The sequence below is a fragment of the Acidovorax sp. YS12 genome (assembly GCA_021496925.1).
GTDB lineage: Bacteria > Pseudomonadota > Gammaproteobacteria > Burkholderiales > Burkholderiaceae_C > Paenacidovorax.
Genome location: CP053915.1, coordinates 4,385,058 through 4,408,863, shown reverse-complemented (window position 1 = coordinate 4,408,863; position 23,806 = coordinate 4,385,058). Strand labels below are relative to the sequence as shown.

The window sequence follows — 23,806 nt, the reverse complement described above, 5'->3', positions numbered from 1 at the left end:
TTGCCCAGCAAGGGCTGGAGGCCGATTTTGTCAATAATCATCGCCCCCCATCGCCAGGTTCTCGAAGCGTGTCTGGTTCTTCTGGAAGAACAGCTTCACGGTGCCCGTGGGGCCGTTACGCTGCTTGCCGATGATGACCTCGGCGATGTTGGGCTCGTTCGAGTCCTTGTTGTAGTAGTCGTCGCGGTAGATGAACATGATGATGTCCGCATCCTGCTCGATGGCGCCCGACTCGCGCAGGTCGCTCATCATCGGGCGCTTGTCGGTGCGCTGCTCGACCGAGCGGTTGAGCTGCGACAGCGCGATCACCGGGCACTGCAGTTCCTTGGCCAGCATCTTCAGGCCGCGCGAGATCTCGCCGAGTTCGGTGGCGCGGTTGTCGGAACTGCTGGAGCCCGAGCCGCTCATGAGCTGCAGGTAGTCGACCACGATCAGGCCCAGCTTGCCGCACTGGCGCGCCAGGCGCCGCGCGTTGGCGCGCAGCTCGGTCGGGGTCAGTCCCGGGGTTTCGTCGATGTGCAGGCTGACGGTGCGCAGGCGCTCGATGGCCTCGGTGAGGCGCGGCCATTCCTCGTCCGAGAGCTTGCCGGTGCGCAGGTTGCCCTGGTTCACGCGGCCGATGGAGCCGACGATACGCACCGCCAGCTGCGCCGCGCCCATTTCCATCGAGAAGATGGCCACGGGCAGCCCTTCGTTGAGCGCCACGTGCTCGGCGATGTTCACGGCGAACGAGGTCTTGCCCATGGAAGGGCGCGCCGCCAGCACCACCAGGTCGCCCGCCTGCAGGCCGCTGGTCATGCGGTCCAGGTCCATGAAGCCGGTGGGCACGCCGGTCACGTCCACGGGATTGTCGGCCATTTCCTGCACGCGGTCGAGCAGGTCGATGACCAGGGTGTCGAGCGACTGGAAGCCCTGCTTGGTGCGCGATCCCTCCTCGCCGATGGCGAAGATCTTGGCCTCGGCTTCGTCGAGAATGCGCTCCACCGTGCGGCCCTGCGGGTTGAAGGCGTTGGTGGCGATCTCGTCGCTGGCCGTCACGAGCTTGCGCAGGATGGCGCGCTCGCGCACGATCTCGGCGTAGCGCCGGATGTTGGTGGCGCTGGGCACGTACTGCGCGAGCTGGTTCAGGTACAGCAGCCCGCCCACCTCCTCGGCCTTGCCCAGGCCCTGCAACTGCTCGTAGACGGTGATCACGTCGGCGGGCTTGCTGGCATTGACCAGCGCGCCGATGGCCGCGTAGATCAGCTGGTGCTCGTGGCGGTAGAAGTCGCTGTCGGTGAGCAGGTCGCCCACGCGGTCCCAGGCGTTGTTGTCGAGCAGCAGGCCGCCGAGCACGCTGGACTCGGACTCCATCGAGTGCGGCGGCACGCGCAGCTGCGCCACCTCGCGGTCCAGCAGCGGGGGCGCAAAGTCATCATCGAGCGGGGGCATCACGGCAGACATCGAAATCCTCGGGGCAAGCCCGCCATCGTACTAGCCGCACGGACGACGGGCAGAAAACACAAAAGCCGCCCGGAGGCGGCTTTTGCAGGGCAAGCGGGGAACCCGTCGCTCAGGCGGTTTCGCCGTAGACCGCAACGGTCACTTCGACCACCACGTCGGTGTGCAGAGCCACGCTGATGGTGTTGTCGCCCACGGTCTTGATCAGGCCGGGCATACGGATTTGCGACTTGACCAGCTGGAAGCCCAGCTTGTTGATCTCTTCGCAGATGTCGTGGTTGGTGACCGAACCGAACAGGCGGCCGTCCACGCCGGCCTTTTGGGTCAGCTTGACGGTGGTGCCAGCCAGCTTCTCGCCCTGGGCCTGGGCGGCAGTCAGCTTCTCGGCGGCGGCCTTTTCGAGTTCGGCGCGCTTGGCCTCGAACTCGGCCTTGGCGGCAGCCGTGGCGCGGCGGGCGCGGCCCGTGGGGATCAGGAAGTTGCGGGCGTAGCCGTCCTTGACCTTGACGATCTCGCCCAGGTTGCCGAGGTTCACGACCTTGTCGAGCAGAATGATTTGCATGGTTCGTGCTCCTTAGATCTTGTGCTGGTCGCTGTAGGGCAGCATGGCCAAGAAACGCGCGCGCTTGATCGACGTGTTCAGCTGGCGCTGGTAGATGGCGCGCGTGCCGGTCAGGCGTGCGGGGATGATCTTGCCGTTTTCGGCGATGAAGTCGCGCAGGGTGTCGACATCCTTGTAGTCGATCTCTTCGACGCCGGCGACGGTGAAGCGGCAGAAGCGCTTGCGCTTGAACAGCAGCGACTGGGTGTTGCGCTTCGGACGCTTGTCCTTGTTGAATTTCTTGAACGTGGCCATTTTCGAGCCTCTTGAAAATTAATCTTGTTGAATATCCTGGATGTGGAACACCACCGACTTGCCGTTGCGCGACATGGCCAGAAAGCCCTGGAAGCGAAAGCGGCTGCCGAGGTTCTGGCGCGCCAGCCGCTCAGCCAGCGTGCCGAAGGCCAGTGCCTTGATCGCCAGCTTGACGTCCCGCGCCTGCCCTGCGTCCATCTGGCGCGACCCGTGTTCGAGCCGCAGATCCAGCGCGGGCAACCCGGCGGGGGTGTAGCGCAAAGGCTGGGCCTCGGCGATACAGGCGGTCAAGGCAACGTGGTTGTCCACTCTCCCCGTGCGCTATCAGGCGGCGGCCTGCTCGGCCTGGCTGGCCTTGCGGGCTTCTTCGCGCTCGACGGTCTTCATCATCGAGGACGGGCCAGTCTCGGCCTTCTTCTTCTGCACCGTGAGGTGGCGCAGCACGGCGTCGTTGAACTTGAAGGCGTGCTCCAGCTCGGCCATCACGGCCTGGTCAGCCTCGATGTTCAGGCACAGGTAATGGGCCTTGGCGAGCTTGTTGATCAGGTACGCCAGCTGGCGGCGGCCCCAGTCTTCCACGCGGTGGATCTTGCCGCCGCCCTGGGTGATCATGCCCTTGTAGCGCTCCAGCATGGCCGGAACTTGCTCGCTCTGATCCGGGTGGATCAACAAAATGATTTCGTAGTGACGCATGCACACTCCTTTTGGTTGAAGCCGCCCGCTGCGTCAAGTAGCGGTGTGGCAAGGCAAAGCGCGAGATTATAGCCACGCGCAAAGCGCTTGTACACTTGCGGGCTTCGGCGCCCGGCCGCGCCACCCGCGCGAAGCCGGTTTTTTCGCCCCGCCAAACGCCGCGCGCCTTGAAAAAGGCCGCCCCGGCCCCATGTGCGGGCCGTCACGGTTTTCAACACTTTCCAACCATGTCCGAGCAAAACCCTCAAGCCACCCCGCCCTCGCCCGAAGAAGTCGAAGCCGCCATGGCCGCCAACACGGCCGACGAAATGGCGCGCCTGCAGGCCGAGCTGGCCGAACTCAAGGCCAAGAGCGCCGACCTGGCCGACCAGTTCCTGCGCGCCAAGGCCGAGGCCGAGAACGTCCGCCGCCGCGCCGAGGACGAAGTGTCGAAGGCGCGCAAGTTCAGCGTCGAGAGCTTCGCCGAGAGCATGCTGGCCGTGTGCGACAGCCTGGACGCGGCGCTGGCCATCGAGAATGCCACCGCCGCCCAGCTGCGCGAGGGCTCCGACGCGACGCGCCGCCAGCTGCTGTCGGCGCTGGAGCGCAACAAGGTCATCGTGGTGGCCCCGGCGCCGGGCGCCAAGTTCGACCCGCACCAGCACCAGGCCATCAGCATGGTGCCGGCCGACCAGGAAGCCAACACCGTGGTGAGCGTGCTGCAAAAGGGCTACCTGATCGCCGAGCGCGTGCTGCGCCCGGCCCTGGTCACCGTGGCGGCGCCGAAATAAATCGCGCCCCGCCCCCTTGAAAGCCAGCCAAGTTATCCACAGCTAATCCGCATCCAAACATTCCAGCATCACGGAGAACAACATGGGAAAAATCATCGGCATCGACCTGGGCACCACGAACAGCTGCGTGTCCATCATGGAAGGCAACACCACGCGCGTGATCGAGAACAGTGAAGGCGCGCGCACCACGCCTTCGATCGTCGCGTACCAGGACGACGGCGAGATCCTCGTCGGCGCCTCGGCCAAGCGCCAGGCCGTCACCAACCCCAAGAACACGCTGTACGCCGTCAAGCGCCTGATCGGCCGCAAGTTCACCGAGAAGGAAGTGCAGAAGGACATCGACCTGATGCCCTACAAGATCGTGGCCGCCGACAACGGCGACGCCTGGATCGAGGTGCGCGGCAACAAGATCTCGGCCCAGCAGGTGTCGGCCGACATCCTGCGCAAGATGAAGAAGACCGCCGAGGACTACCTGGGCGAGCCCGTGACCGAGGCCGTCATCACCGTGCCCGCGTACTTCAACGACGCGCAGCGCCAGGCCACCAAGGACGCCGGCCGCATCGCCGGCCTGGAAGTCAAGCGCATCATCAACGAGCCCACGGCGGCGGCGCTGGCCTTCGGCCTGGACAAGGCCGAGAAGGGCGACCGCAAGATCGCCGTGTATGACCTGGGCGGCGGCACGTTCGACGTGTCGATCATCGAGATCGCCGACGTCGATGGCGAGAAGCAGTTCGAGGTGCTGTCCACCAACGGCGACACCTTCCTGGGCGGCGAGGACTTCGACCAGCGCATCATCGACTACATCATCGGCGAGTTCAAGAAGGAACAGGGCGTCGATCTGAGCAAGGACGTGCTCGCGCTGCAGCGCCTCAAGGAAGCGGCCGAGAAGGCCAAGATCGAGCTGTCGAACTCTGCGCAGACCGACATCAACCTGCCCTACATCACGGCCGACGCCTCGGGCCCCAAGCACCTGAACATCAAGCTGACCCGCGCCAAGCTGGAGAGCCTGGTGGAGGAGCTGATCGAGCGCACCATCGCCCCGTGCCGCACGGCCATCAAGGACGCCGGCGTGTCCGTGTCCGACATCCATGACGTGATCCTGGTCGGCGGCATGACGCGCATGCCCAAGGTGCAGGAGAAGGTCAAGGAGTTCTTCGGCAAGGACCCGCGCAAGGACGTGAACCCCGACGAAGCCGTGGCCGTGGGCGCCGCCATCCAGGGCCAGGTGCTCTCGGGCGACCGCAAGGACGTGCTGCTGCTGGACGTCACCCCGCTGAGCCTGGGCATCGAGACCCTGGGCGGCGTGATGACCAAGATGATCACCAAGAACACGACCATCCCGACCAAGTTCGCGCAGACCTTCTCCACGGCCGACGACAACCAGCCCGCCGTGACCATCAAGGTCTTCCAGGGCGAGCGCGAGATGGCCTCGGGCAACAAGCTGCTGGGCGAGTTCAACCTCGAAGGCATCCCGCCCGCGCCGCGCGGCCTGCCGCAGATCGAGGTGAGCTTCGACATCGACGCCAACGGCATCCTGCACGTGGGCGCCAAGGACAAGGGCACCGGCAAGGAAAACAAGATCACCATCAAGGCGAACTCGGGCCTGTCGGAAGACGAGATCCAGCGCATGGTGAAGGACGCCGAGCTGAACGCCGCCGACGACAAGAAGAAGCTGGAGCTGGTGCAGGCGCGCAACCAGGGCGAGGCTGCCCTGCACAGCGTGACCAAGAGCCTGGGCGAGCACGGCGACAAGCTCGACGCCGGTGAGAAGTCCGCCATCGAGGACGCCGTGAAGGCGCTGGAGGAAGCGCTCAAGGGCGATGACAAGGCCACCATCGACGAGAAGACCACCGCGCTGATGGCCGCGAGCCAGAAGCTCGGCGAGAAGATGTACGCCGACGCCCAGGCTGCCCAGGCCGCTGCCGGTGCCGCCGAAGGCGCCGCTGCCGGCCCCGGCGCGGCCTCCTCGGCCCCGGGCGGCAAGCCCGCCGACGACGACAACGTGGTCGATGCCGAGGTGAAGGAAGTCAAGAAGGGATGATGCAGCGCTTGCGCTGACACAAGCCGCCGCGCTGGTGCCTGCCGTGATGCAGGCGGCCCGCGCGGCGTTGCCTCTTCCAAGCCACCGGATTCCCTAGCATGTCCAAACGAGACTATTACGAGGTTCTGGGCGTCCCCAAGAACGCCTCGGACGACGACATCAAGAAGGCCTATCGCAAGCTGGCGATGAAGTACCACCCTGACCGCAACCAGGGTGACGCGGCGAAGAACGCCGAGGAGAAATTCAAGGAGGCCAAGGAAGCCTACGAGATGCTCTCCGACACGCAGAAGCGCGCCGCCTACGACCAGTACGGCCACGCCGGCGTGGACCCCAACATGCGCGGCCCCGGCGGCGGCGCCGAAGGCTTCGGCGGCTTCGCCGAGGCCTTTGGCGACATCTTCGGCGACATGTTCGGCGGCGCGCGCGGCGGGCGCGGCGGCCGCCAGGTCTACCGCGGCAGCGACCTGTCCTACGCCATGGACATCTCGCTCGAGGAAGCCGCCCACGGCAAGGACGCGCAGATCCGCATCCCGAGCTGGGACAGCTGCGACACCTGCCACGGCAGCGGCGCCAAGCCCGGCACCAGCGCCAAGACCTGCACCACCTGCAGCGGCGCGGGCGTGGTGCAGATGCGCCAGGGCTTCTTCAGCGTGCAGCAGACCTGTCCGCACTGCCGCGGCACGGGCAAGATCATCCCCGAGCCCTGCACGGCCTGCCATGGCCAGGGCAAGATCAAGCGCCAGAAGACGCTGGAGGTGAAGATCCCCGCCGGCATCGACGACGGCATGCGCATCCGCAGCACCGGCAACGGCGAGCCCGGCACCAACGGCGGCCCGCCGGGCGACCTGTACATCGAGATCCGCATCCGCAAGCACGACATCTTCGAGCGCGACGGCGACGACCTGCACTGCCAGGTGCCGGTGAGCTTCATCACGGCGGCGCTGGGCGGCGAGATCGAGGTGCCGACGCTGCAGGGCAAGGCCGTGATCGACATTCCCGAAGGCACGCAGGCCGGCAAGCAGTTCCGCCTGCGCGGCAAGGGCATCAAGGGCGTGCGCGCCAGCTACCCCGGCGACCTGTACTGCCACATCGTGGTCGAGACGCCGGTCAAGCTCACCGAGTACCAGCGCAAGCTGCTGCGCGAGCTGGAAGAGTCGCTGAAGAAAGGCGGCGGCAAGCACTCGCCCTCGACCGAGAGCTGGACCGACCGGCTCAAGAGCTTCTTCAGCTAAAGCCGGGCCACCCCGCCCCCACGCCCCAAAAAACCACCGCCTGCGGCCACGCGCCCAGGCGGTTTTTTTCTGGGTACGATGGAATCAGGACCACCACGGAGCATCTTTCCATGAGCGTCAGCATCACCTTCCTGGGCGCCGCCGGCACCGTCACCGGCTCCAAGTACCTCGTAGAACACGGCGGCCAGCGCCTGCTGGTCGATTGCGGCCTGTTCCAGGGCTACAAGAGCCTGCGCGAAATGAACTGGGAGCCGCTGCCCGTGCCCGCCGCGCGCATCGACGCCGTGGTGCTGACCCACGCCCACCTGGACCACAGCGGCTACCTGCCGCTGCTGGCGCGCCAGGGCTACAGCGGCGCCGTGCACTGCACCGCGGGCACGCGCGACCTGTGCGGCATCCTGCTGCCCGACAGCGGCCACCTGCAGGAGGAAGAAGCCTCGTACCTGAACCGCCACCGCCTGAGCCGCCACGACCCGGCGCTGCCGCTGTACACGCGGCTCGACGCCGTGCACAGCCTGCGCCTGCTGCAGGCCCACCCGCTGCACCAGCCATTCGAGCCGCTGCCGGGCTGGCGCGCGCGCTTCTTTGGCGCGGGGCACATCCTGGGCGCGGCCAGCGTGCTGCTCGAAGTGGGCGGGCAGCGCATCCTGTTCTCGGGCGACCTGGGCCGGCCCGACGACCCGCTGATGCTGCCGCCCGAGGCGCCCCCGGCCGCCGACGTGGTGCTGGTCGAATCCACCTACGGCGACCGCGAGCACCCCGCGCTGCACATGGAGGACGAACTGGCCCCGGCGCTCACGCGCCTGGCCGCGCGCGGCGGCGTGGCCGTGGTGCCGGTGTTCGCCGTGGGGCGCGCGCAGCAGCTCATGCTGGCCATCACGCGGCTCAAGGCCCAGGGCCGCATTCCGGCCGGGCTGCCGGTGTACCTCGACAGCCCCATGGCCGTGAGCGCCACGCAGTTGCTGGGCAAGCACATGGGCGCGCACCGCCTCACCCCCGCCGAGCTGCAGGCCATGACCCAGGGCACGACGCTGGTGCGCACCACCGACGAATCCAAGGCCCTGGCGCGGCTGCACGGCCCGCGCGTGATCCTGGCCGCCAGCGGCATGGCCACCGGCGGGCGCGTGCTGCACCACCTGGCGCTGCACGCGGGCCACCACCGCAACCTGATCCTGCTCACCGGCTACCAGACCCCGGGCACGCGCGGCGCGCGCCTGGCCGCGGGCGAGAAGAGCGTGCGCATGCTGGGGCAGGACGTGGCCATCCGCGCCAAAGTGCAGCAGTTGCACTCGGCCTCGGCCCACGCCGACGCCGCCCAGCTCACCGGCTGGCTGGGCCAGATGCCGTCGGCACCGGGCAAGGTGTTCGTGGTGCACGGCGACATGGGCGCCTCGGACGCGCTGCGCCAGCGCATCGAGCGCACGCTGCACTGGCACGCACAGGTGCCCCGCGCCGGGGCCAGCTACACGCTCTGAAATTCTTGGCCTTTTGTGGCGCTGGCGCTTGCCCAGCAAGCGCCAGCAGCTCTTGTTTCAAGAGCACAACAGCCCACGGCCGATGAAGCGGACGCGGCCCGAGCGAGGGCTGCGTCCCCCTGCCCGCCACGGGCAGCGTGGCGAGAGCGGGGGGAAGCGGCGCAGCCGCTCAGGGGGGTGCTCCTGCTCACTGCGGCTGGAAGCCGCTGGTCTGGATGATCTTGCGCCACACCCGCGTATAGGCCTGCTCGCGCGCCGCCAGTTGCCCGGGGGCCATGTGCCCCACCGTCAGGCCCATGTGCGTGAGCTGCTGGCGCACCGGCGGCAGCGCCAGCACCTCGGCCACGGCGGCGCTGAAGGCGTCGATGGCCTTCTGCGGCGTGCCCCGGGGGGCGTAGAAGCCGTAGTACGGCATGTCCTCGAAGCCCGGCAGGCCCAGCTCGGCGAACGTGGGCACGTCGGGCAGCTCGGCCTGGCGCTTGCCGCCCAGCACGGCGACGAAGCGCACCTTGCCCGCGCGGTGGCTCTCGATGAAGTCCTGCACCGAGCCGATGCCGGCGGCGATCTGGTTGCCCATCATGTCGGCCAGCAGCGGCGCGCCGCCACGGTAGGGCGCGGCCACCAGGTCGAGCTGGTAGCGCCGCGCCAGCAGTTGCACCAGGAACTCGGGCGTGGACGCGGGCGCCGGGATGCCCACCGCACCCTTGCCGCCGTGCTGCCTGCGCAGCCACTCGACGTAGCCGGTGAAGCTGCGCGCCGGGGTGCCGCCGGCGAGCGCGAAGCCGTTGACGAAGCTGGCGATGCCGGCCACGGGCACGAAGTCCTCGTCCGGCGCGAAGCCCGGGTTCTTCACCACCTGCGGCAGGATGGAGATGGTGTGGTCGTGCGTGAGGAACAGCGTGGTGCCGTCGGCGGGCGCCGCCTTCAGCGCGCGCGCCGCGATCTGGCCGCCGGCGCCGGGGCGGTTCTCCACCACCACGGGGGCGCCGAGCCGGTCCTTGAGCTTGTCGGCCAGCAGCCGGGCGATGGCGTCGGTACCGCCGCCGGGCGGAAAGCCCACGAGCAGGCGGATGGGGCTGGCCCCCCAGGACAAGGCAGGCAGAGAGGCAGCGATGGCGGCGGAACCGATCAGCCAGTGGCGGCGGGGAAGGGACATCATGGACTCCGCACAGGGGATGGAAGGCTCGGGGGATCGCCTGCGCGCTCCCGGTAGTGGCTGGGCGCGTTGCCCGTCCATTTGCGAAACGCCTTGCGAAAGCTCGCCACCTCGGAAAACCCGGTCCGGGCTGCGATTTCCGCCACCGGCAGCGAGGTGTGCTCCAGGAACTCCAGGGCCAGCGAGGCGCGCACCTCGTCGATGATAGCTTGGTAGCTCTTGCCCGCGTCGGCCAGCCGCCGCTGCAAGGTGCGCAGCGACAGGCCCAGGCGCTGGGCCATCTCGTCGGCGCTGGGGAACTGCCCCCGGCTGTTGAGGCAGGCCGCGCGGATGCGGCGCGCCAGGCTGTCCTCCTCTTCGGGCAGGCTCTCCACCATGCGCTCGCAGAACTGCGCGCACAGGCCCGCCGTGATCGGGTTGGCGTTGGGCAAGGGCTGGCGCAGCGCGGCGGCGTCGAAGTGCCACTCCATCGCCCCGGCGTCGAACTCGATGGTGCCGCCGAACACGCGCTCGTAGGCCGCCGCATGGGCCGGGCGCGGGTAGGGCAGCCGCAGCAGGCTGCCGGGCAGCGGCCCCGGACTGCCCAGCAAGGTCTGGCCGAGCTTCAGGATGGAGCTGAACCAGAACTCGCTGGACAGCGGCAGGATGTCGCCCAGTTGCAGCACGTCGCAGCCCTCGAAGATGGCGCGGTCGCCCTCGACGCGAAAGCGCTTCTCCAGCACCGGGCCGGCGAGCTTGATGTGGCGTATGCCCAGCAGCACCGCATCGCCAAAGGTGGCGCTGCTGGCCAGGGCGTAGCCCCAGACGCCGAAGTCGCTCAGGCGCTGGCGGCAGCCGGCGCGCAGGCCCACGTCGGGCACGGCGGACAGGTGCTGCACGTTGCGCAGCACCGTGACCTTCTGCGCGGTGGACATCAGGGCCTTGGGGTCGGCCAGCTGCTGCGGCACCAGGCCCGTGCCTTGCAGCAGCGCGGCGGCGGCGATGCCCTGGCCGGCCATTTCATCGACCAGGGCACCCAGGCCGAGCATGCTGTGGGTGGCACCCTCCAGCCCGCTGGCCCGTATGGCCGGGGAAGGCGCGGCGAACCCTGTCATCGTGAACCTCGTTGCATCTTGATACGCGCATTGTGCTCCTGGCCGTACACCCCCAGGTAAACCCCGAAAGGCGCGTGTTTGGCGCGTTTGCCCCCCGGCATGGCGTCTTTGGCCCTCGCGCCGGGCCGGTGCGCTGCCGACACTGGCGGCCAAAACACACCGGAGACACGCATGAACGACCGCCTTGCGGCCACGGCAGCCCCGCCAGCGCGCCACGCCGCCCTGTTCGAGCGCCAGCGGCGCGCCTTCCTTCAAGCGCCCTGCCCCAGCGCCGCCCAGCGCCGGGACGACCTGCGCCGCCTCAAGCGCGAACTGCTGCGGCACCAGGACGTGCTGGCCGAGGCCATGAGCCAGGACTTCGGCTACCGCGCACCGGCGGAGTCCAGGATGCTCGACATCCTGGGCTCGACGCTGGAGATCAACCACGCCCTGCGCCACCTCGGGCGCTGGATGAAGCCGCGCAGGCGCTCGACCGAACTGCTGTTCCTGACCAACCGCCTGCGCGTGACCTACCAGCCCAAGGGCGTGGTCGGCGTGATCGTGCCCTGGAACTTCCCCATCTACCTGGCGCTGGGGCCGCTGGCCGCCGCGCTGGCCGCGGGCAACCGGGTGATGGTGAAGATGCCCGAGGCCACGCCCGCCACCAACGCCTGCCTGCGCCGCCTGCTGGCCGAGGCGTTCAGCGAAGACCAGGTGGCGGTGGTGGGCGAGGAGCTGCTCGACCCCGGCGAATTCACCGCCCTGCCCTTCGACCACATCGTGTTCACCGGCTCGCCCGCCGTGGGCCGCACCGTGATGCGCACCGCCGCAGAGCACCTCACGCCGGTGACGCTGGAGCTGGGCGGCAAGTCGCCCGCCGTGGTGCTGCCCGGCTGCGACATCGCCGAGGCGGCCACGCGCATCGTCCACGGCAAGGCGGCCAACTGCGGGCAGATCTGCGTCGCGCCCGACTACGCGCTGGTGCCCCGCGCCAGCGTGAAAGCCTTCGCCCAGCAGGCGCAGGCCGCGTTCGCCCGCCTGTACGGCCAGCGCGTGCAGGGCCACCCCGACTACACCGCGCTGGTCAACGAGCGCCACCGCCAGCGCATCGCCGCGCTGCTGGACGACGCGCGCGCCCAGGGCGCCACGGTCATCGCCTGCGCCGAGGGCGGCACGGGCCGGCAGATGCCGCTGCACATCGTGACCGGCGTGACGCCGCGCATGCGCATCGCGCAGGAGGAAATCTTCGGCCCCATCCTGCCGGTGCTGGCCTACGACACGCTGGACGACGCCATCGCCATCATCCAGGGCGGCCCGCGCCCGCTGGCGCTGTACGCCTTCGGCCACGACGCGGCGGCGCGCCGGCGGCTGCTGGCGCACACGCACTCGGGCGGCGTCACGGTCAACGACTGGGGCTGGCACGTGCTGAACCACGACGCGCCCTTCGGCGGCGTGGGCAACTCGGGCATGGGCACCTACCACGGCGAGGAGGGCTTCCGCGAGCTTTCGCACGCGCGCACCGTGTTCCTGCGCCACCGCTTCTTTCCCATCGGCCTGTTCTACCCGCCCTTCGGCAACGCCGTGCAGCGCCTGGTGCTGCGGCTGTGGCTGGGCGCGGGCGACCCGGCGCTGCAAACCTCTCGAAAAGACACCCCATGAACGCCCTTGAAGAATTCGATTACGTCATCTCCGGCGCGGGCTCGGCGGGCTGCGCGCTGGCCGCGCGCCTGTCCGAAGACCCCGGCACCAGCGTCTGCCTGCTGGAAGCGGGCGGCCCCGACAAGAGCGTGCTGATCCACGCCCCGGCGGCGGTGGTGGCGATGCTGCCCACCAAGATCAACAACTACGGGTACGACACCGTGCCGCAGCCGGGCCTGAACGGGCGGCGCGGCTACCAGCCGCGCGGCAGGGTGCTGGGCGGCTCCAGCTCCATCAACGCCATGCTCTACGTGCGCGGCAACCGCTGGGACTACGACCGCTGGGCCGCGCTGGGCAACCCCGGCTGGTCGTACGACGAGGTGCTGCCGCTGTTCAGGCGCAGCGAGCACAACGAGCAGTTCACCGACGCCTTCCACGGCCAGGGCGGCCCGCTGAACGTGACCTACCCGCGCCACGACAGCCCCGTCAACCAGATGTTCCAGGAGGCTGCGCAGATGCACGGCCTCACCGCCAACCCGGACTACAACGGCGCGGAGCAGGAGGGCTCCTTCCTCTACCAGGTGACGCAGCGCGACGGCGAGCGTTGCAGCGCGGCCAAGGCTTTCCTCACGCCCCACCTGTCGCGGCCCAACCTGAAGGTGGTCACGCAGGCCGTGGCGGCGCGTGTGCTGCTCGACGGGCGGCGCGCCACGGGCATGGCCTACCACCAGGGCGGCCAGTTGCGGCAGGTGCGTGCGCGGCGCGAGACTGTGCTGTGCAGCGGCGCGTTCGGCTCGCCGCAGTTGTTGCTGCTGTCGGGCATCGGCCCGCAGGAGGAACTGCAACGCCACGGCATCGCCGTGGCCCATGCGCTGCCGGGCGTGGGGCAGAACCTGCAAGACCACATCGACTATGTGCAGACCTGGCGCGTGCCCAGCAGCGCCGAGACGTTCGGCCTCTCGGCACGCGGCGCGGCCCGCATGGCAGCAGCGGCGCTGCAATGGCGCAGCCAGCGCTCAGGCAGGGTCACCACGCCGTTCGCCACGGCGGGGGCCTTCGTGCGCTCCGCGCCCGATGTGCCGGTGCCCGATCTGCAACTGGTGTTCGTGCTCGCCATCGTGGACGACCACGCGCGCAAGCTGCACGCGGGCCACGGCATCTCCTGCCACGTCGAGGTGCTGCGCCCCTTCAGCCGGGGCAGCGTGGGCCTGAACGGCACCGACCCGCGCCAGGCACCGCGCATCGACCCGCAGTTCCTCAGCGACGAGCGCGATCTGGCGCTGCTGCTGTGGGGCGCGCAAATGCAGCAGCGCATCATCGAGTCCCGCCCCTTCGACGGCATTCGCGGCCCGATGCTGTACCCCACGCGCCTCGACGACCCCGCCGGCATGGCCGCAGACATCCGCCGCCGCGCCGACACCCAGTACCACCCCGTGGGCACCTGCCGCATGGGCCCCGCCAGCGACCCGATGGCCGTGGTGGACGCGCAATTGCGCGTGCACGGCATCGCCGGCCTGCGCGTGGCCGACGCATCCATCATGCCCACGCTGATCGGCGGCAACACCAACGCCCCCGCGATCATGATCGCCGAGAAGGCCGCCGACCTGATCCGCGCACACGCCCCGCTTTGAAACCACACACCAACCAGGAGACATCACCATGAGAATCCGCCACACCCTCGTTCTGGCCGCGCTGGGCGCGCTGCCGCTCGCCCACGCCCACGAACCGCAGCCCACCACGCCCGCCACCGCCCAGGCCAACCGCGCCGTCGCCGCCGCCTACGATCTGGCCCAGCCGCAGGACTTGGAGGACGCCTCGCGCGGCCTGGTAGCCACGCTGCCCGGCGGGGTGATCCGCGACGCCCAGGGCAATATTGCCTGGGACGGCGGGCAGTTCGCCTTCATCCGGGGGGCCGCGCCCGACAGCGTCAACCCCAGCCTGTGGCGCCAGGAACAGCTCAACAACCAGGCCGGCCTGTTCAAGGTGACCGATGGCATCTGGCAGATTCGCGGCTACGACCTCGCCAACATGACACTGGTGCAGGGCAAGACCGGCTGGATCGTGATCGACCCGCTGCTGACCGCCGAGACGGCGAAAGCCACGCTGGCCTTCGCCATGCAGCAACTGGGCCACAAGCCCGTGGTGGCCGTGATCTACACGCACAGCCACGTGGACCACTTCGGCGGCGTACGCGGCGTGGTCGATGAAGCCGACGTGCGCGCAGGCAAGGTGTCCATCATCGCGCCCGAGGGCTTCATGGAGCATGCCGTGGCCGAGAACGTGCTGGCCGGCAACGCCATGACGCGGCGCGCCCAATACCAGTTCGGCACTCCGCTGGCCTTTGGCGAGCGCGGCGCGGTCGGCTCGGGCCTGGGCAAAACGGTTTCTGTGGGCTCCATGGGCCTGATCCCGCCCACCGACATCGTGCGCCAGACCGGCGAGGAGCGCGTGGTGGACGGCGTGCGCATCCAGTTCCTGATGGCCAACGGCTCGGAAGCCCCGGCGGAATTCGCCTTCTACTTCCCCGACCTGAAGGCGCTGTGCCTGTCCGAGGTGGTCACGGCCAACATGCACAACATCTACACCATCCGCGGCGCGCAGATGCGCGACGCGCTGGGCTGGAGCAAGTACATCAACCGCATGATCGACGCCTTCCCGCAGGCGCAGGTGGCCTTCCGCAGCCACCACTGGCCGGTGTGGGGCGCGGACCGCATCCGCCAGCATCTGGCGCACCAGCGCGACGCCTACCGCTTCATCCACGACCAGGCCGTCGGCCTGCTCAACCAGGGGCGCAAGATGGACGACATCGCCAACGCCACCTTCTTCCCGCAGGGGCTGAAGAACGACTTCTCCACCCACGGCTACTACGGCACACTCAGCCACAACCTGCGCGCCGTCTACAACTTCTACCTGGGCTACTACGACGCCAACCCCGCCACGCTGGACCCGCTGCCGGTGGCGGAATCGTCGCAGCGCTACGTGAAGGCCATGAGCGGCATCGACGCCGTGTTGAAGCAGGCGCGCACCGCCTTCGACGCGGGCGACTACCGCTGGGCCGCCGTGCTGGGCAACCACGCCGTGATGGCCGAGCCGGGCAACGAGGCCGCCCGCCTGCAGCAGGCCGCCACGCTGGAGCAGATGGGCTACCAGGCCGAATCGGGCGTGTGGCGCAACGCCTACCTGACGGGCGCGCAGGAGCTGCGCCAGGGCGCCAAGCCGGTGCGCCTGAGCACCCAGGGGCCGGACATGGTGCGCGGCATGACGCTGGAGATGATCTTCGACTTTCTCGCCGTGCGGCTGGACCACCAGAAGGTGGACGGCCTGACGCTGGCGACGCAGGTCAACTTCACCGATGCCAACGAAACCTACGCGCTGGAGCTGTCGAACGCGGTGCTCAACAACACCAAGGGCCGCCAGCTCGCCAGCCCGGACGCCACGCTGTCGCTCACGCGCGCGGCCTTCTTCAAGATGCTGCTCGCCAAGGTGCCGCTGCCCAAGCTGGTCGAGGCGGGCGAGGCCAGGATCGAGGGCAACCCGAAGGCGCTGGGGGCCGTGCTGACGAACCTGATGGAGTTCGACCCCTTGTTCAACATCGTCACGCCGTGACGGGGTGCGCTACATAAAAAAGAGCTGCTAGCGCTTTCCATTCCTAAGTTTCAGATACTTTTCTATCTGAAACCGTGGATGGACAGGCGCAAGCAGCTCACTTTTTGATAGTCAGGCCGCCAGCCGCGCACGGTGGCGCGCCAGTTGCGTGCGCACCTGCGCGGGCGCGGTGCCGCCCAGGGTGTTGCGGGCGTTGAGCGAGCCGCGCAGGCTCAATACCTCATAGACATCCTTCTCGATGGCGGGGTGGAAGCCTTGCAGCACCGCCAGCGGCAGCTCCGACAAATCGCAGGCGTGCGACGTAGCCGCCTTCACCGCGTGCGCCACGGTCTCGTGCGCGTCGCGGAAGGGCAGGCCCTTTTTCACCAGGTAGTCGGCCAGGTCGGTGGCGGTGGCGTAGCCCTTCTTGGCCGCGTCTTCCATGGCCTGGGGGTTGACGGTGATGCCGCCCTCCTTCTGGCCCGTTTCGGCGTTGAACTGGCCGCCCACCATCTCGGCGAAGATGCGCAGCGTGTCCTTGAGCGTGTCCACGGTGTCGAACAGCGGCTCCTTGTCTTCCTGGTTGTCCTTGTTGTAGGCCAGGGGCTGGCCCTTCATCAGCGTGATCAGGCCCATCAGGTGGCCCACCACGCGGCCGGTCTTGCCGCGCGCGAGTTCGGGCACGTCGGGGTTCTTCTTCTGCGGCATGATCGACGAGCCGGTGGTGAAGCGGTCGGCGATGCGGATGAAGCCGAAGTTCTGGCTCATCCAGATGATGAGCTCCTCGCTGAGGCGGCTCACGTGCACCATGCACAGGCTGGCCGCCGCCGTGAACTCGATGGCGAAGTCGCGGTCGCTCACGGCGTCCAGGCTGTTCTGGCAGACGCCCTCCATGCCCAGCGTGCGCGCCACGCGCTCGCGGTCCAGCGGGTAGGTGGTGCCCGCCAGCGCGGCGCTGCCCAGCGGCAGCACGTTGGTGCGGCGGCGCACGTCGGCCATGCGCTCGGCGTCGCGCGCAAACATCTCCACGTAGGCCAGCATGTGGTGGCCGAAGCTCACGGGCTGGGCCACCTGCAGGTGGGTGAAGCCGGGCAGGATGACTTCGACGTTCTGCTCGGCCACCTCGACCAGCGCCACCTGCAGTTCTTTCAGCAGACCGGCGATCAGGTCGATCTCGCCGCGCAGCCACAGGCGCACGTCGGTGGCCACCTGGTCGTTGCGGCTGCGGCCGGTGTGCAGGCGCTTGCCCGCGTCGCCCACGAGCTGGGTCAGGCGCGCCTCGATGTTCAGGTGCACGTCCTCCAGGTCCAGCTTCCATTCGAAGGCGCCGGATTCGATCTCGGACGTGATCTGCGCCATGCCGCGCTGGATGGCGGCATGGTCTTCCTGGCCGATGACGCCCTGCGCCGCCAGCATCTCGGCGTGCGCCAGGCTGCCCGCGATGTCGGCCTGCCACAGGCGCTTGTCGAAGAACACGCTGGACGTGTAGCGCTTGACCAGGTCGCTCATGGGCTCGGAAAACAGGGCAGACCAGGCCTGGGCCTTGGTGTCGAGCTGGTTGGCGGAGGGCTGCGCGGGCGCGCGCGTGGATTGGCTGGTAGGCATGGGAAGGGAATAATCCGAAGGGTTCCGGCCCCCGGAACACCCGGACGCCGCACTGCAGGAGACGCAAATTTTATCGACGCCTTCCCCCTCCGCTACAGCCACCGCCACGGCCGCGCCCACGCGCGCCCTGGTTTTCGACGCCTGCCACGCTGGCGTGGTGCTGCGCGCCGTGCTGTTCGTCGAGGCCGTGGCCGGCGTGGGCGCCCTGTTCGCCACCGATACGCCCGCGCAGTGGCTGGCCGGCCTGGCGCTACTCACGGGCGGCGTGCTGCCCGCCACGCTGGCCTGGCTGCTGGCGGCCTGCAGCCTCAAGCTCTGGCTGCAGCGCCTGTCGATCGCGCAGCAGTACACGGCGGGCGTGCTGCTGGGCGCCCTGGCCGGGCTGCTGGCCGGCGCCATGCTGGCGCTGGTGCAGCCCGGCAGCCCGCCCTGGCTGGCCTGCGCCGCCTCGGGCGCGCTGCTCTCGGCCCTGCTGGTGGCGGGCCTGGTGCTGCGCGCGCGCGCCCGCGCGCCGGCCACCACCACGGCGCGCCTGGCCGAGCTGCAGGCGCGCATCCGCCCGCACTTCCTGTTCAACACGCTCAACAGCGCCATCGCCCTGGTGCGCGCCGAGCCCGCGCAGGCCGAGGCGCTGCTCGAGGACCTGAGCGACCTGTTCCGCCACGCGCTGGTCGAGCAGGGCGAATCAGCCACGCTGGGCGAGGAAATCCAGCTCGCGCAGCGCTACCTGGCGATCGAGCAGGTGCGCTTCGGCGCGCGCCTGCGCGTGCAGTGGCTGCTCGACCCCGCCGCCGACGGCGCGCGCCTGCCGCCGCTGCTGCTGCAGCCGCTGGTGGAGAACGCCGTCAAGCACGGCGTGGAACCCAGCAGCCAGGGAGGCAAGCTGCGCATCGCCACGCAGCGGCGCGGCGACCGCGCGGTGGTGCGCATCACCAACACCCTGCCGCCGCAGCACGAGAGCGGCGCCAGCACGCGCGGCCACGGCATCGCCCTGGACAACGTGCGCGCCCGCCTGGCCCTGCTGCACGACGTGCAGGCGCAGTTCAGCACCAAGGTGAAGAACGGCCTGTACCAGGTGCGCATTTCGATCCCCTGCTGAGAACGTGTAAAAGAACCCGCCATGCCCGCTCATTCACACGTCCTGACCGGACTGGAAATCCCATGCACATCCTGATCGTGGACGACGAAGCCCTGGCCCGCGCGCGCCTGCGCACGCTGCTGGCCGACTGCCAGGCGCAGCAGCCGCAGCCGCGCTACACCGTGGCCGAGGCCGCGCACGCCGCCGAGGCGCTGGCGCTGCTGCAGTCGCCCAGCGGCCGCGCCGTCGATGCCGTGTTGCTCGACATCCACATGCCCGGCCAGGACGGCCTGGCGCTGGCGCACGCGCTGCGCGCATTGCCCCGGCCGCCGGCCATCGTGTTCGTCACCGCGCACGCCGACCATGCCGTGAGCGCCTTCGAGCTCGACGCGGTGGACTACCTCACCAAGCCGGTGCGCCTGCAGCGCCTGCAGCAGGCCCTGGCCAAGGTGCAGCGCGGGCGCGGCCCCGCGCCCGCCCCGGCGCCCGCGCCCGCCGCCGAGGGCGAAGCGCTGCTGATCCAGGACCGGGGCCGCACCGAGCGCCTGCCGCTGGCCGAGGTGCTGTACCTCAAGGCCGAGCAGAAATACATCACCGCGCGCACGGCGCAGCGCACCTATGTGCTCGACGGCGCACTGCAGGACTTCGAGGCGCGCCACCCCGCCTACTTCCTGCGCGTGCACCGCAACGCCCTGGTGGCACGCCACGCCATGCGCGCGCTGGAGAAATACTGCGACCCCGAGGAAGGCGACGGCTGGGCCGTGCGCCTGCACGGGCTGGCCGAGCCCGTGGCGGTGTCGCGCCGCCAGATGGCCGCCGTGCGCGAGGAAATCGCGCGCTGACCTGTTTTGCAGGGAAAAACGGCTCCAGCCCTTATCCAGAAAGCGCTGGCAGCTATTCTTTTTGAAACCCTTGGCCCGGCAGCGTGGCCGCCCGCTGCATGCACAGCAGGCACACGCCCAGCATCGCGGCGGCCAGGCCCGCCAGCAGCCCGGCGTAGCCCGCGCGGTCGAGCAGCCAGCCGCCCACGGCGGGCACCAGCACACGGCTGAACGCGAACAGGCTCGATTGCACGCCGTAGTCCGCTGCCGCGGCCTGCGGGCGCGCGAAGTGCATGGTCAGCGCGAAAGCCAGCGCGGCGATGTAACCCATGGCGACGGCGACGCCTGCAGCCGCCGCGAACACGGCCGCCGCCGGGGGCCGCAAGGCCGCCACCAGCGCCAGCGCGGCCAGGGACGCGCACCCCAGCCAGGCGCCCACGGGCACGGCGCGGCGCAGCCCGATGCGGCGCGCCAGGTACGCCGCCACCCCGCTGGCAGCCGCCGCCACCACGCCGCCGCCCACACCCGCCATCTGCGCCACGCGCTGTGCGTCGAAGCCCAGGTCGAGCAGCAACGGCTTGAGATAGAACCACGCCGTGCCGACGAAGGGAAAGTACAGCACCAGCAGCAGCGTCCAGCCGCGCGCGCCGGGCTGGGCGATGTAGCCGCGCCAGTCCTGCCACAGCGAGGCGGGAACGCGGGCCGCCCTGCCCCCAGCCGGTCCGGGCGGGAGCAGGCACAGCAGCGCCGCGCCCAGTGCCAGCATGCCCGCCAGCGCCCAGAACGGCGCGCGCCAGCCCCAGCGCAGTTGCACCAGCAGCATCAGCCCGCCGCCCGCGATGGCGCCCAGCGACAGCGCCGCCGAGCGCAGCGCGCCCGCGCGCAGTTGCTCGCCGGCGGGCAGGTGGCGGATGGCCAAGGCGTTGACGGGAATGTCGGCCCAGGTCGCCAGCAGCGCCGCCGCAAAGGCCAGCGCGAACAGCTGCGCCGGGCTGGCGAGCAGGTCGGCCCAGCCCAGTAGCACCAGCACGGCGGCCAGCGCCAGGCACAGGCCCACGCCCCAGGCGCGGTAGCGGCGCGGGCCACGCTCCACCGGGCGGGCGAGCAGGAATTTGGCGACCGCCGGCAGGCCCGCCAGCTGGAACAGGCCGATCTGCACGCCCGACCAGCCCTGCTGGCGCATGAGCAGCGGCAGGCCCAGCCACAGGTAGACGCTGGGCGCGGTGAGCGCGAGGTGCAGCCACGCGAACAGCGCCTGCAGCGCGGCGAGGCGCGCGCGCTCAGCCATGGCGCGCTCCCACCACCACCTGCACCGGGGTCATGGGGAATTGGTGTGAAATGAAGCTGTCCACCACCGTGAAGCCCGCGCGCGCCAGCGCCGCCGCCGTGCCGCCCTGCGGCAGCACGTGGCGGCCCAGCAGGCGCATGGGCAGGTAGTAGGGCAGCACGCGCGCGGCCTCCTGCGGGTCGGCGGGCCGCTCGGCGTGCACGCAGATGAACAGGCCGCCCGGCACCAGGGCCGCGTGCACCTTGGCGAGCACGGCGGCGATGTCGGGCACGAAGTGCAGCACGGACGAGCACCACACGAGATCGAACCCCGCGCCGATCACATCGCCCGCCACGTCGCCGCCCTGCGCCCGCAGGCGCTGGCCCAGGCCGGCCGCGTCGATGTTCTCCTGCGCGACGGCGGCGGTTTCCGGCCCGTCGAACACCACGCCGGTCAGGCGCGGCAGGTGCCGTGCCAACGCGATGGCCATCCAGCCAGGGCCGCCGCCCAGGTCGAGCAGGCGCGTGGCCTGGGCGGCGCGCGGCAGGCGCTGGACGATCTCCAGCGCGCCGGCCGCGCTCACGGCGCGCTGCTCCTGCCCGATCTGCGCGCGCGCCGCCTCGGCCCAGCCCGCGCCGGTGGCGGACTGCGGCTGCGGCCCATGCTCGACCTGCGCGCGCAGCCGCCGGGCGTGCCCGCGCAGCGCGTCCAGGCGGTAGCGCCAGGCATCGCCGCAGAAGCCGGGCGCGCCGCGCACCAGGAAATCGCGCGCCACCGGGGCCAGGGCGTAGCGGCCCTCGGCGGCCTGCAGCAGGCCCAGGCTCCACAGCAGTTCCAGCAGATGCGCCGTGTTGGCGGCGTGCAGGCCGCGGCGCGCGGCCAGTTCCTGGGCGGTTTGCGGTTCGGCCAGCGCGTCGAACAGGCCCAGCGCCAGCGCGCAGTCGATGGCCTCGGCCTGCACGGCGGCGGCGGCCAAGTCCCAGCAGGGTTGCATGGGGTGGGGGTTCATGGCGTCGCTCCTCACATGCGCCATGTCAGCCGCAGGCCGAATTCGCGCGGCGGGCTGTAGACGGTGACAATGCCGTTCTGGTAGCCCACGGCGTCGTAGCGCTGGTTGGCAGCGTTGCGCACATAGGCGCTCAGCTCCACCGGGCCAAAGCTGCGGCCCGCCTGCAGGTTGACGAGGCCGTAGCCGGGGCGCTGGTAGCGGTTGGCCGCGTCCAGATAGACCCGGCCCATGCCGCTGACCTGCGCCTGCGCGTGCCAGCCCGCGGGGGCGTCATAGCGCACGCCCACGTGGGCCTGCACGTCGGGCGCGAAGGGGTTGCGGTGGCCGTCGTAGGTATTGGCACCGTCCTGGAAGCGGTCGAAGCGCGTACGGTTCAGCGCCAGCCCCGATTGCAGTTGCCAGCCCTGGCCCAGCAGCCAGTTCAGCTCCAGCTCCGCGCCCGTCGAGTGGCCCGATGCCGCGTTAGTGATGTAGACCATGCCGGGCACGGGCATTTGCTGCACCTGCATGTCGCGCATGTCCATGCGGTAGACGGCGGCCGAATAACGCAGGCGCTGGCCGGCCAGGTGGCCCTTGATGCCGAATTCGAGCGAGCGCAACTTTTCGGGCGCATAGGCAGCGTAGTTGGCGGCGGGCACGAAGACGTTGAAGCCGCCGCCGCGCACGCCCTGCCCGTAGCTAGCATAGACCTGCGCCGTGGGCGCGAACTGCCAGCGCAGCGCGAGCTTGGGCAGCGCGTGCGTGTGGGCCTGCGATTGCTCGGCGTTGCCGCTGGCAAAACGCACCGTGCTGCGCTCCAGCCGCGCGCCGGCCTCGGCCGTCCAGCCGGGCGCCAGCGGCAGCGTCCAGTGCGTGAACAGCGCCGTGCCGTGCCCTTTCGTGGTGGCCGGCAGGCGCGTCAACCCCATGGGCAGCTTCTGTTCGTTGAGCAGGTCGTGGTCGTCACGGTCGGCGTACAGGCCGGCCAGCCATTGGGCGGCGCCCGCGCGGCCCTCCAGGCGCAGCTCCTGCGACAGCGTGCGCAGGTGGTGGTCGCGGGCGATGTGCAGCATGTCGGCGGGCTGGAAGTCCGTGTCCTGCTGGATGCGGTCGCGCACGCTGTGGTAGGCGGTGATGGAGCGCAGCTTGAGCCCGCTGGCGAAGCCGTGCGCCACGTCCAGCGACAGGCCGTCGCCGAACGAGCGGTTCCAGCTCGGCGTGCCCGACTGCACGGTGGCGCGCGGCGCGCTGGGCGATCCCCAGAGCGCCGCGCCGTCGTGGAACTCCTGGCGCGTGTAGCGCAGCGTGGCGTCGGTGCCGGCACCCGGCGTCCAGCGCAGCGCCAGCTTCAGGTTGCGGCGCTCGCGGCCGTCCTCGCGCCGGCCCGTTGCCAGGTTGTCGATGAAGCCGTGCTGGCTGCTGGCCTCGCCCGCGATGCTGGCGTACAGCGTGTCGGCCACCAGCGGGCGGCTCAGGTCGAAGCGCAGCGAGCGGCCCGAACGGCTCGACAGCCCGGCGGACACGGCCGTGCGCGACGCGTTGCCGGGCTGGCGCGTGTGGATGCTGATGACCCCGGCCTCGGCGTTGCGGCCATACAGCGTGGACTGCGGGCCGCGCAGCACCTCCACGCGGTCGATGTCGAGCAAGCCATCGTCGAAGCCCTGCGCCAAGAGCGAGGGCACGCCATCGACCAGCAGCAGCGTCGAGGACGAGAACGAGAAGAACTGCGCCGTGACGCCGCGCATCACCGGCGCATTCACGCCCGCCTGGCCGAAGGGCTGGAACACCAGGCCGGGCGTGCTCTGCTCCAGCTCCTGCAGGCGCGTGACGCCGGCAGCTTCGAGCTGCCCGCCGTCGTGCACAGACACGCTGGCGGGCACGTTGTCCAGCGGCTGGGCCTGCTTGTTCACCGTGACGGTGACATCGGGCAGCGTGGCCAGGGCGTCTTCGGCGGCCTGGGCCAGGGGGTGAAGGGCGGCCAGGACACCCAGCGTGAGGGGAAGGCGGTATCGCGTCATCTGCGGCTCTTTCGTGCGGTACGGGGTTGGCTCGCAGTGTGATTTTGATGAGAATGACTATCATCCAATC

At 69.9% G+C, this 23,806-nt stretch carries 20 protein-coding genes; 9 read left to right on the top strand and 11 right to left on the bottom strand.

Going from position 1 to position 23,806, the window contains the following annotated elements; translation table 11 throughout:
* Positions 1-30: 30 nt before the first annotated feature.
* From dnaB to rpsF, 5 genes are all read right to left on the bottom strand, one after another.
* Complete coding sequence (gene dnaB / locus YS110_19805; protein ID UJB66850.1) at positions 31-1,443, bottom strand: replicative DNA helicase; 1,413 nt, start codon at positions 1,441-1,443, stop codon at positions 31-33.
* A gap of 109 nt (positions 1,444-1,552) precedes the next feature.
* A complete protein-coding gene (locus tag YS110_19800) occupies positions 1,553-2,002 on the bottom strand; it encodes a 50S ribosomal protein L9 (GenBank protein UJB66849.1) in 450 nt (149 codons plus the stop codon).
* 12 nt (positions 2,003-2,014) lie between these two features.
* A complete protein-coding gene (locus tag YS110_19795) occupies positions 2,015-2,296 on the bottom strand; it encodes a 30S ribosomal protein S18 (protein ID UJB66848.1) in 282 nt (93 codons plus the stop codon).
* A gap of 18 nt (positions 2,297-2,314) precedes the next feature.
* The gene (gene priB / locus YS110_19790) at positions 2,315-2,605 is read right to left on the bottom strand and encodes a primosomal replication protein N (protein ID UJB66847.1); all 291 of its coding nucleotides are present in this window, start codon (positions 2,603-2,605) and stop codon (positions 2,315-2,317) included.
* 15 nt (positions 2,606-2,620) lie between these two features.
* Positions 2,621-2,989, bottom strand: a complete 369-nt coding sequence (gene rpsF / locus YS110_19785; GenBank protein UJB66846.1) for a 30S ribosomal protein S6 — start codon at positions 2,987-2,989, stop codon at positions 2,621-2,623.
* A gap of 227 nt (positions 2,990-3,216) precedes the next feature.
* Between rpsF and grpE the strand changes: the two genes are divergently transcribed.
* From grpE to YS110_19765, 4 genes are all read left to right on the top strand, one after another.
* On the top strand, positions 3,217-3,759 hold the full coding sequence (grpE, locus tag YS110_19780; GenBank protein ID UJB66845.1) for a nucleotide exchange factor GrpE: 543 nt from the start codon (positions 3,217-3,219) through the stop codon (positions 3,757-3,759).
* Between the two features lie 82 nt (positions 3,760-3,841).
* Positions 3,842-5,800: a molecular chaperone DnaK gene (gene dnaK, locus YS110_19775; protein UJB66844.1), complete on the top strand. Its 1,959-nt coding sequence runs from the start codon at positions 3,842-3,844 to the stop codon at positions 5,798-5,800.
* A gap of 98 nt (positions 5,801-5,898) precedes the next feature.
* A complete protein-coding gene (dnaJ, locus tag YS110_19770) occupies positions 5,899-7,032 on the top strand; it encodes a molecular chaperone DnaJ (GenBank protein UJB66843.1) in 1,134 nt (377 codons plus the stop codon).
* A 110-nt stretch (positions 7,033-7,142) separates the two neighbouring features.
* Entirely contained in the window at positions 7,143-8,507 is a 1,365-nt protein-coding gene (locus YS110_19765; GenBank protein ID UJB66842.1) for an MBL fold metallo-hydrolase, read from the top strand.
* Positions 8,508-8,694: 187 nt separating this feature from the next.
* Here YS110_19765 and YS110_19760 read toward each other — a convergent pair whose 3' ends face one another.
* Positions 8,695-9,663, bottom strand: coding sequence for a Twin-arginine translocation pathway signal (locus YS110_19760; GenBank protein UJB67527.1), 969 nt, complete (start codon positions 9,661-9,663; stop codon positions 8,695-8,697).
* Positions 9,663-10,757, bottom strand: coding sequence for an AraC family transcriptional regulator (locus tag YS110_19755; protein ID UJB66841.1), 1,095 nt, complete (start codon positions 10,755-10,757; stop codon positions 9,663-9,665). Before YS110_19755 ends, YS110_19760 begins: the two co-directional genes overlap by 1 nt.
* Before the next feature lie 171 nt (positions 10,758-10,928).
* On the opposite strand from YS110_19755, the gene YS110_19750 reads away from it, so the two are divergent.
* From YS110_19750 to YS110_19740, 3 genes are read left to right on the top strand one after another with little or no spacing between them, the layout of a single operon-like run.
* Positions 10,929-12,395 (top strand): coniferyl aldehyde dehydrogenase, encoded by a 1,467-nt coding sequence (locus tag YS110_19750; protein ID UJB66840.1) that lies wholly within the window; start codon positions 10,929-10,931, stop codon positions 12,393-12,395.
* A complete protein-coding gene (locus YS110_19745) occupies positions 12,392-14,005 on the top strand; it encodes a GMC family oxidoreductase N-terminal domain-containing protein (protein ID UJB66839.1) in 1,614 nt (537 codons plus the stop codon). The genes YS110_19750 and YS110_19745 overlap by 4 nt, the downstream gene beginning before the upstream one ends.
* Positions 14,006-14,033: 28 nt before the next feature.
* Positions 14,034-15,980, top strand: a complete 1,947-nt coding sequence (locus YS110_19740) for an MBL fold metallo-hydrolase (GenBank protein ID UJB66838.1) — start codon at positions 14,034-14,036, stop codon at positions 15,978-15,980.
* Between the two features lie 111 nt (positions 15,981-16,091).
* Here YS110_19740 and argH read toward each other — a convergent pair whose 3' ends face one another.
* Positions 16,092-17,564: an argininosuccinate lyase gene (gene argH, locus YS110_19735; GenBank protein UJB66837.1), complete on the bottom strand. Its 1,473-nt coding sequence runs from the start codon at positions 17,562-17,564 to the stop codon at positions 16,092-16,094.
* A 52-nt stretch (positions 17,565-17,616) separates the two neighbouring features.
* On the opposite strand from argH, the gene YS110_19730 reads away from it, so the two are divergent.
* The gene (locus YS110_19730) at positions 17,617-18,663 is read left to right on the top strand and encodes a histidine kinase (protein ID UJB67526.1); all 1,047 of its coding nucleotides are present in this window, start codon (positions 17,617-17,619) and stop codon (positions 18,661-18,663) included.
* A gap of 62 nt (positions 18,664-18,725) precedes the next feature.
* Positions 18,726-19,484, top strand: coding sequence for a response regulator transcription factor (locus tag YS110_19725; protein ID UJB66836.1), 759 nt, complete (start codon positions 18,726-18,728; stop codon positions 19,482-19,484).
* Between the two features lie 52 nt (positions 19,485-19,536).
* Here the strand turns inward: YS110_19725 and YS110_19720 are convergent, their stop codons facing one another.
* Genes YS110_19720 through YS110_19710 form a run of 3 tightly spaced genes read right to left on the bottom strand, consistent with a single transcriptional unit; the run spans position 19,537 to position 23,736 of the window.
* On the bottom strand, positions 19,537-20,751 hold the full coding sequence (locus YS110_19720; GenBank protein ID UJB66835.1) for an MFS transporter: 1,215 nt from the start codon (positions 20,749-20,751) through the stop codon (positions 19,537-19,539).
* On the bottom strand, positions 20,744-21,739 hold the full coding sequence (locus tag YS110_19715; protein UJB66834.1) for a methyltransferase: 996 nt from the start codon (positions 21,737-21,739) through the stop codon (positions 20,744-20,746). Before YS110_19715 ends, YS110_19720 begins: the two co-directional genes overlap by 8 nt.
* Positions 21,740-21,750: 11 nt before the next feature.
* Complete coding sequence (locus tag YS110_19710) at positions 21,751-23,736, bottom strand: TonB-dependent receptor (protein UJB66833.1); 1,986 nt, start codon at positions 23,734-23,736, stop codon at positions 21,751-21,753.
* Positions 23,737-23,806: the final 70 nt, after the last annotated feature.

Bases quoted from the DNA above. Each gene is read 5' to 3' on its own strand.
- dnaB (UJB66850.1), bottom strand. From the start codon at position 1,443: ATGTCTGCCGTGATGCCCCCGCTCGATGATGACTTTGCGCCCCCGCTG.
- YS110_19800 (UJB66849.1), bottom strand. From the start codon at position 2,002: ATGCAAATCATTCTGCTCGACAAGGTCGTGAACCTCGGCAACCTGGGC.
- YS110_19795 (UJB66848.1), bottom strand. From the start codon at position 2,296: ATGGCCACGTTCAAGAAATTCAACAAGGACAAGCGTCCGAAGCGCAAC.
- rpsF (UJB66846.1), bottom strand. From the start codon at position 2,989: ATGCGTCACTACGAAATCATTTTGTTGATCCACCCGGATCAGAGCGAG.
- grpE (UJB66845.1), top strand. From the start codon at position 3,217: ATGTCCGAGCAAAACCCTCAAGCCACCCCGCCCTCGCCCGAAGAAGTC.
- dnaK (UJB66844.1), top strand. From the start codon at position 3,842: ATGGGAAAAATCATCGGCATCGACCTGGGCACCACGAACAGCTGCGTG.
- dnaJ (UJB66843.1), top strand. From the start codon at position 5,899: ATGTCCAAACGAGACTATTACGAGGTTCTGGGCGTCCCCAAGAACGCC.
- YS110_19765 (UJB66842.1), top strand. From the start codon at position 7,143: ATGAGCGTCAGCATCACCTTCCTGGGCGCCGCCGGCACCGTCACCGGC.
- YS110_19760 (UJB67527.1), bottom strand. From the start codon at position 9,663: ATGTCCCTTCCCCGCCGCCACTGGCTGATCGGTTCCGCCGCCATCGCT.
- YS110_19755 (UJB66841.1), bottom strand. From the start codon at position 10,757: ATGACAGGGTTCGCCGCGCCTTCCCCGGCCATACGGGCCAGCGGGCTG.
- YS110_19750 (UJB66840.1), top strand. From the start codon at position 10,929: ATGAACGACCGCCTTGCGGCCACGGCAGCCCCGCCAGCGCGCCACGCC.
- YS110_19745 (UJB66839.1), top strand. From the start codon at position 12,392: ATGAACGCCCTTGAAGAATTCGATTACGTCATCTCCGGCGCGGGCTCG.
- YS110_19740 (UJB66838.1), top strand. From the start codon at position 14,034: ATGAGAATCCGCCACACCCTCGTTCTGGCCGCGCTGGGCGCGCTGCCG.
- argH (UJB66837.1), bottom strand. From the start codon at position 17,564: ATGCCTACCAGCCAATCCACGCGCGCGCCCGCGCAGCCCTCCGCCAAC.
- YS110_19725 (UJB66836.1), top strand. From the start codon at position 18,726: ATGCACATCCTGATCGTGGACGACGAAGCCCTGGCCCGCGCGCGCCTG.
- YS110_19720 (UJB66835.1), bottom strand. From the start codon at position 20,751: ATGGCTGAGCGCGCGCGCCTCGCCGCGCTGCAGGCGCTGTTCGCGTGG.
- YS110_19715 (UJB66834.1), bottom strand. From the start codon at position 21,739: ATGAACCCCCACCCCATGCAACCCTGCTGGGACTTGGCCGCCGCCGCC.
- YS110_19710 (UJB66833.1), bottom strand. From the start codon at position 23,736: ATGACGCGATACCGCCTTCCCCTCACGCTGGGTGTCCTGGCCGCCCTT.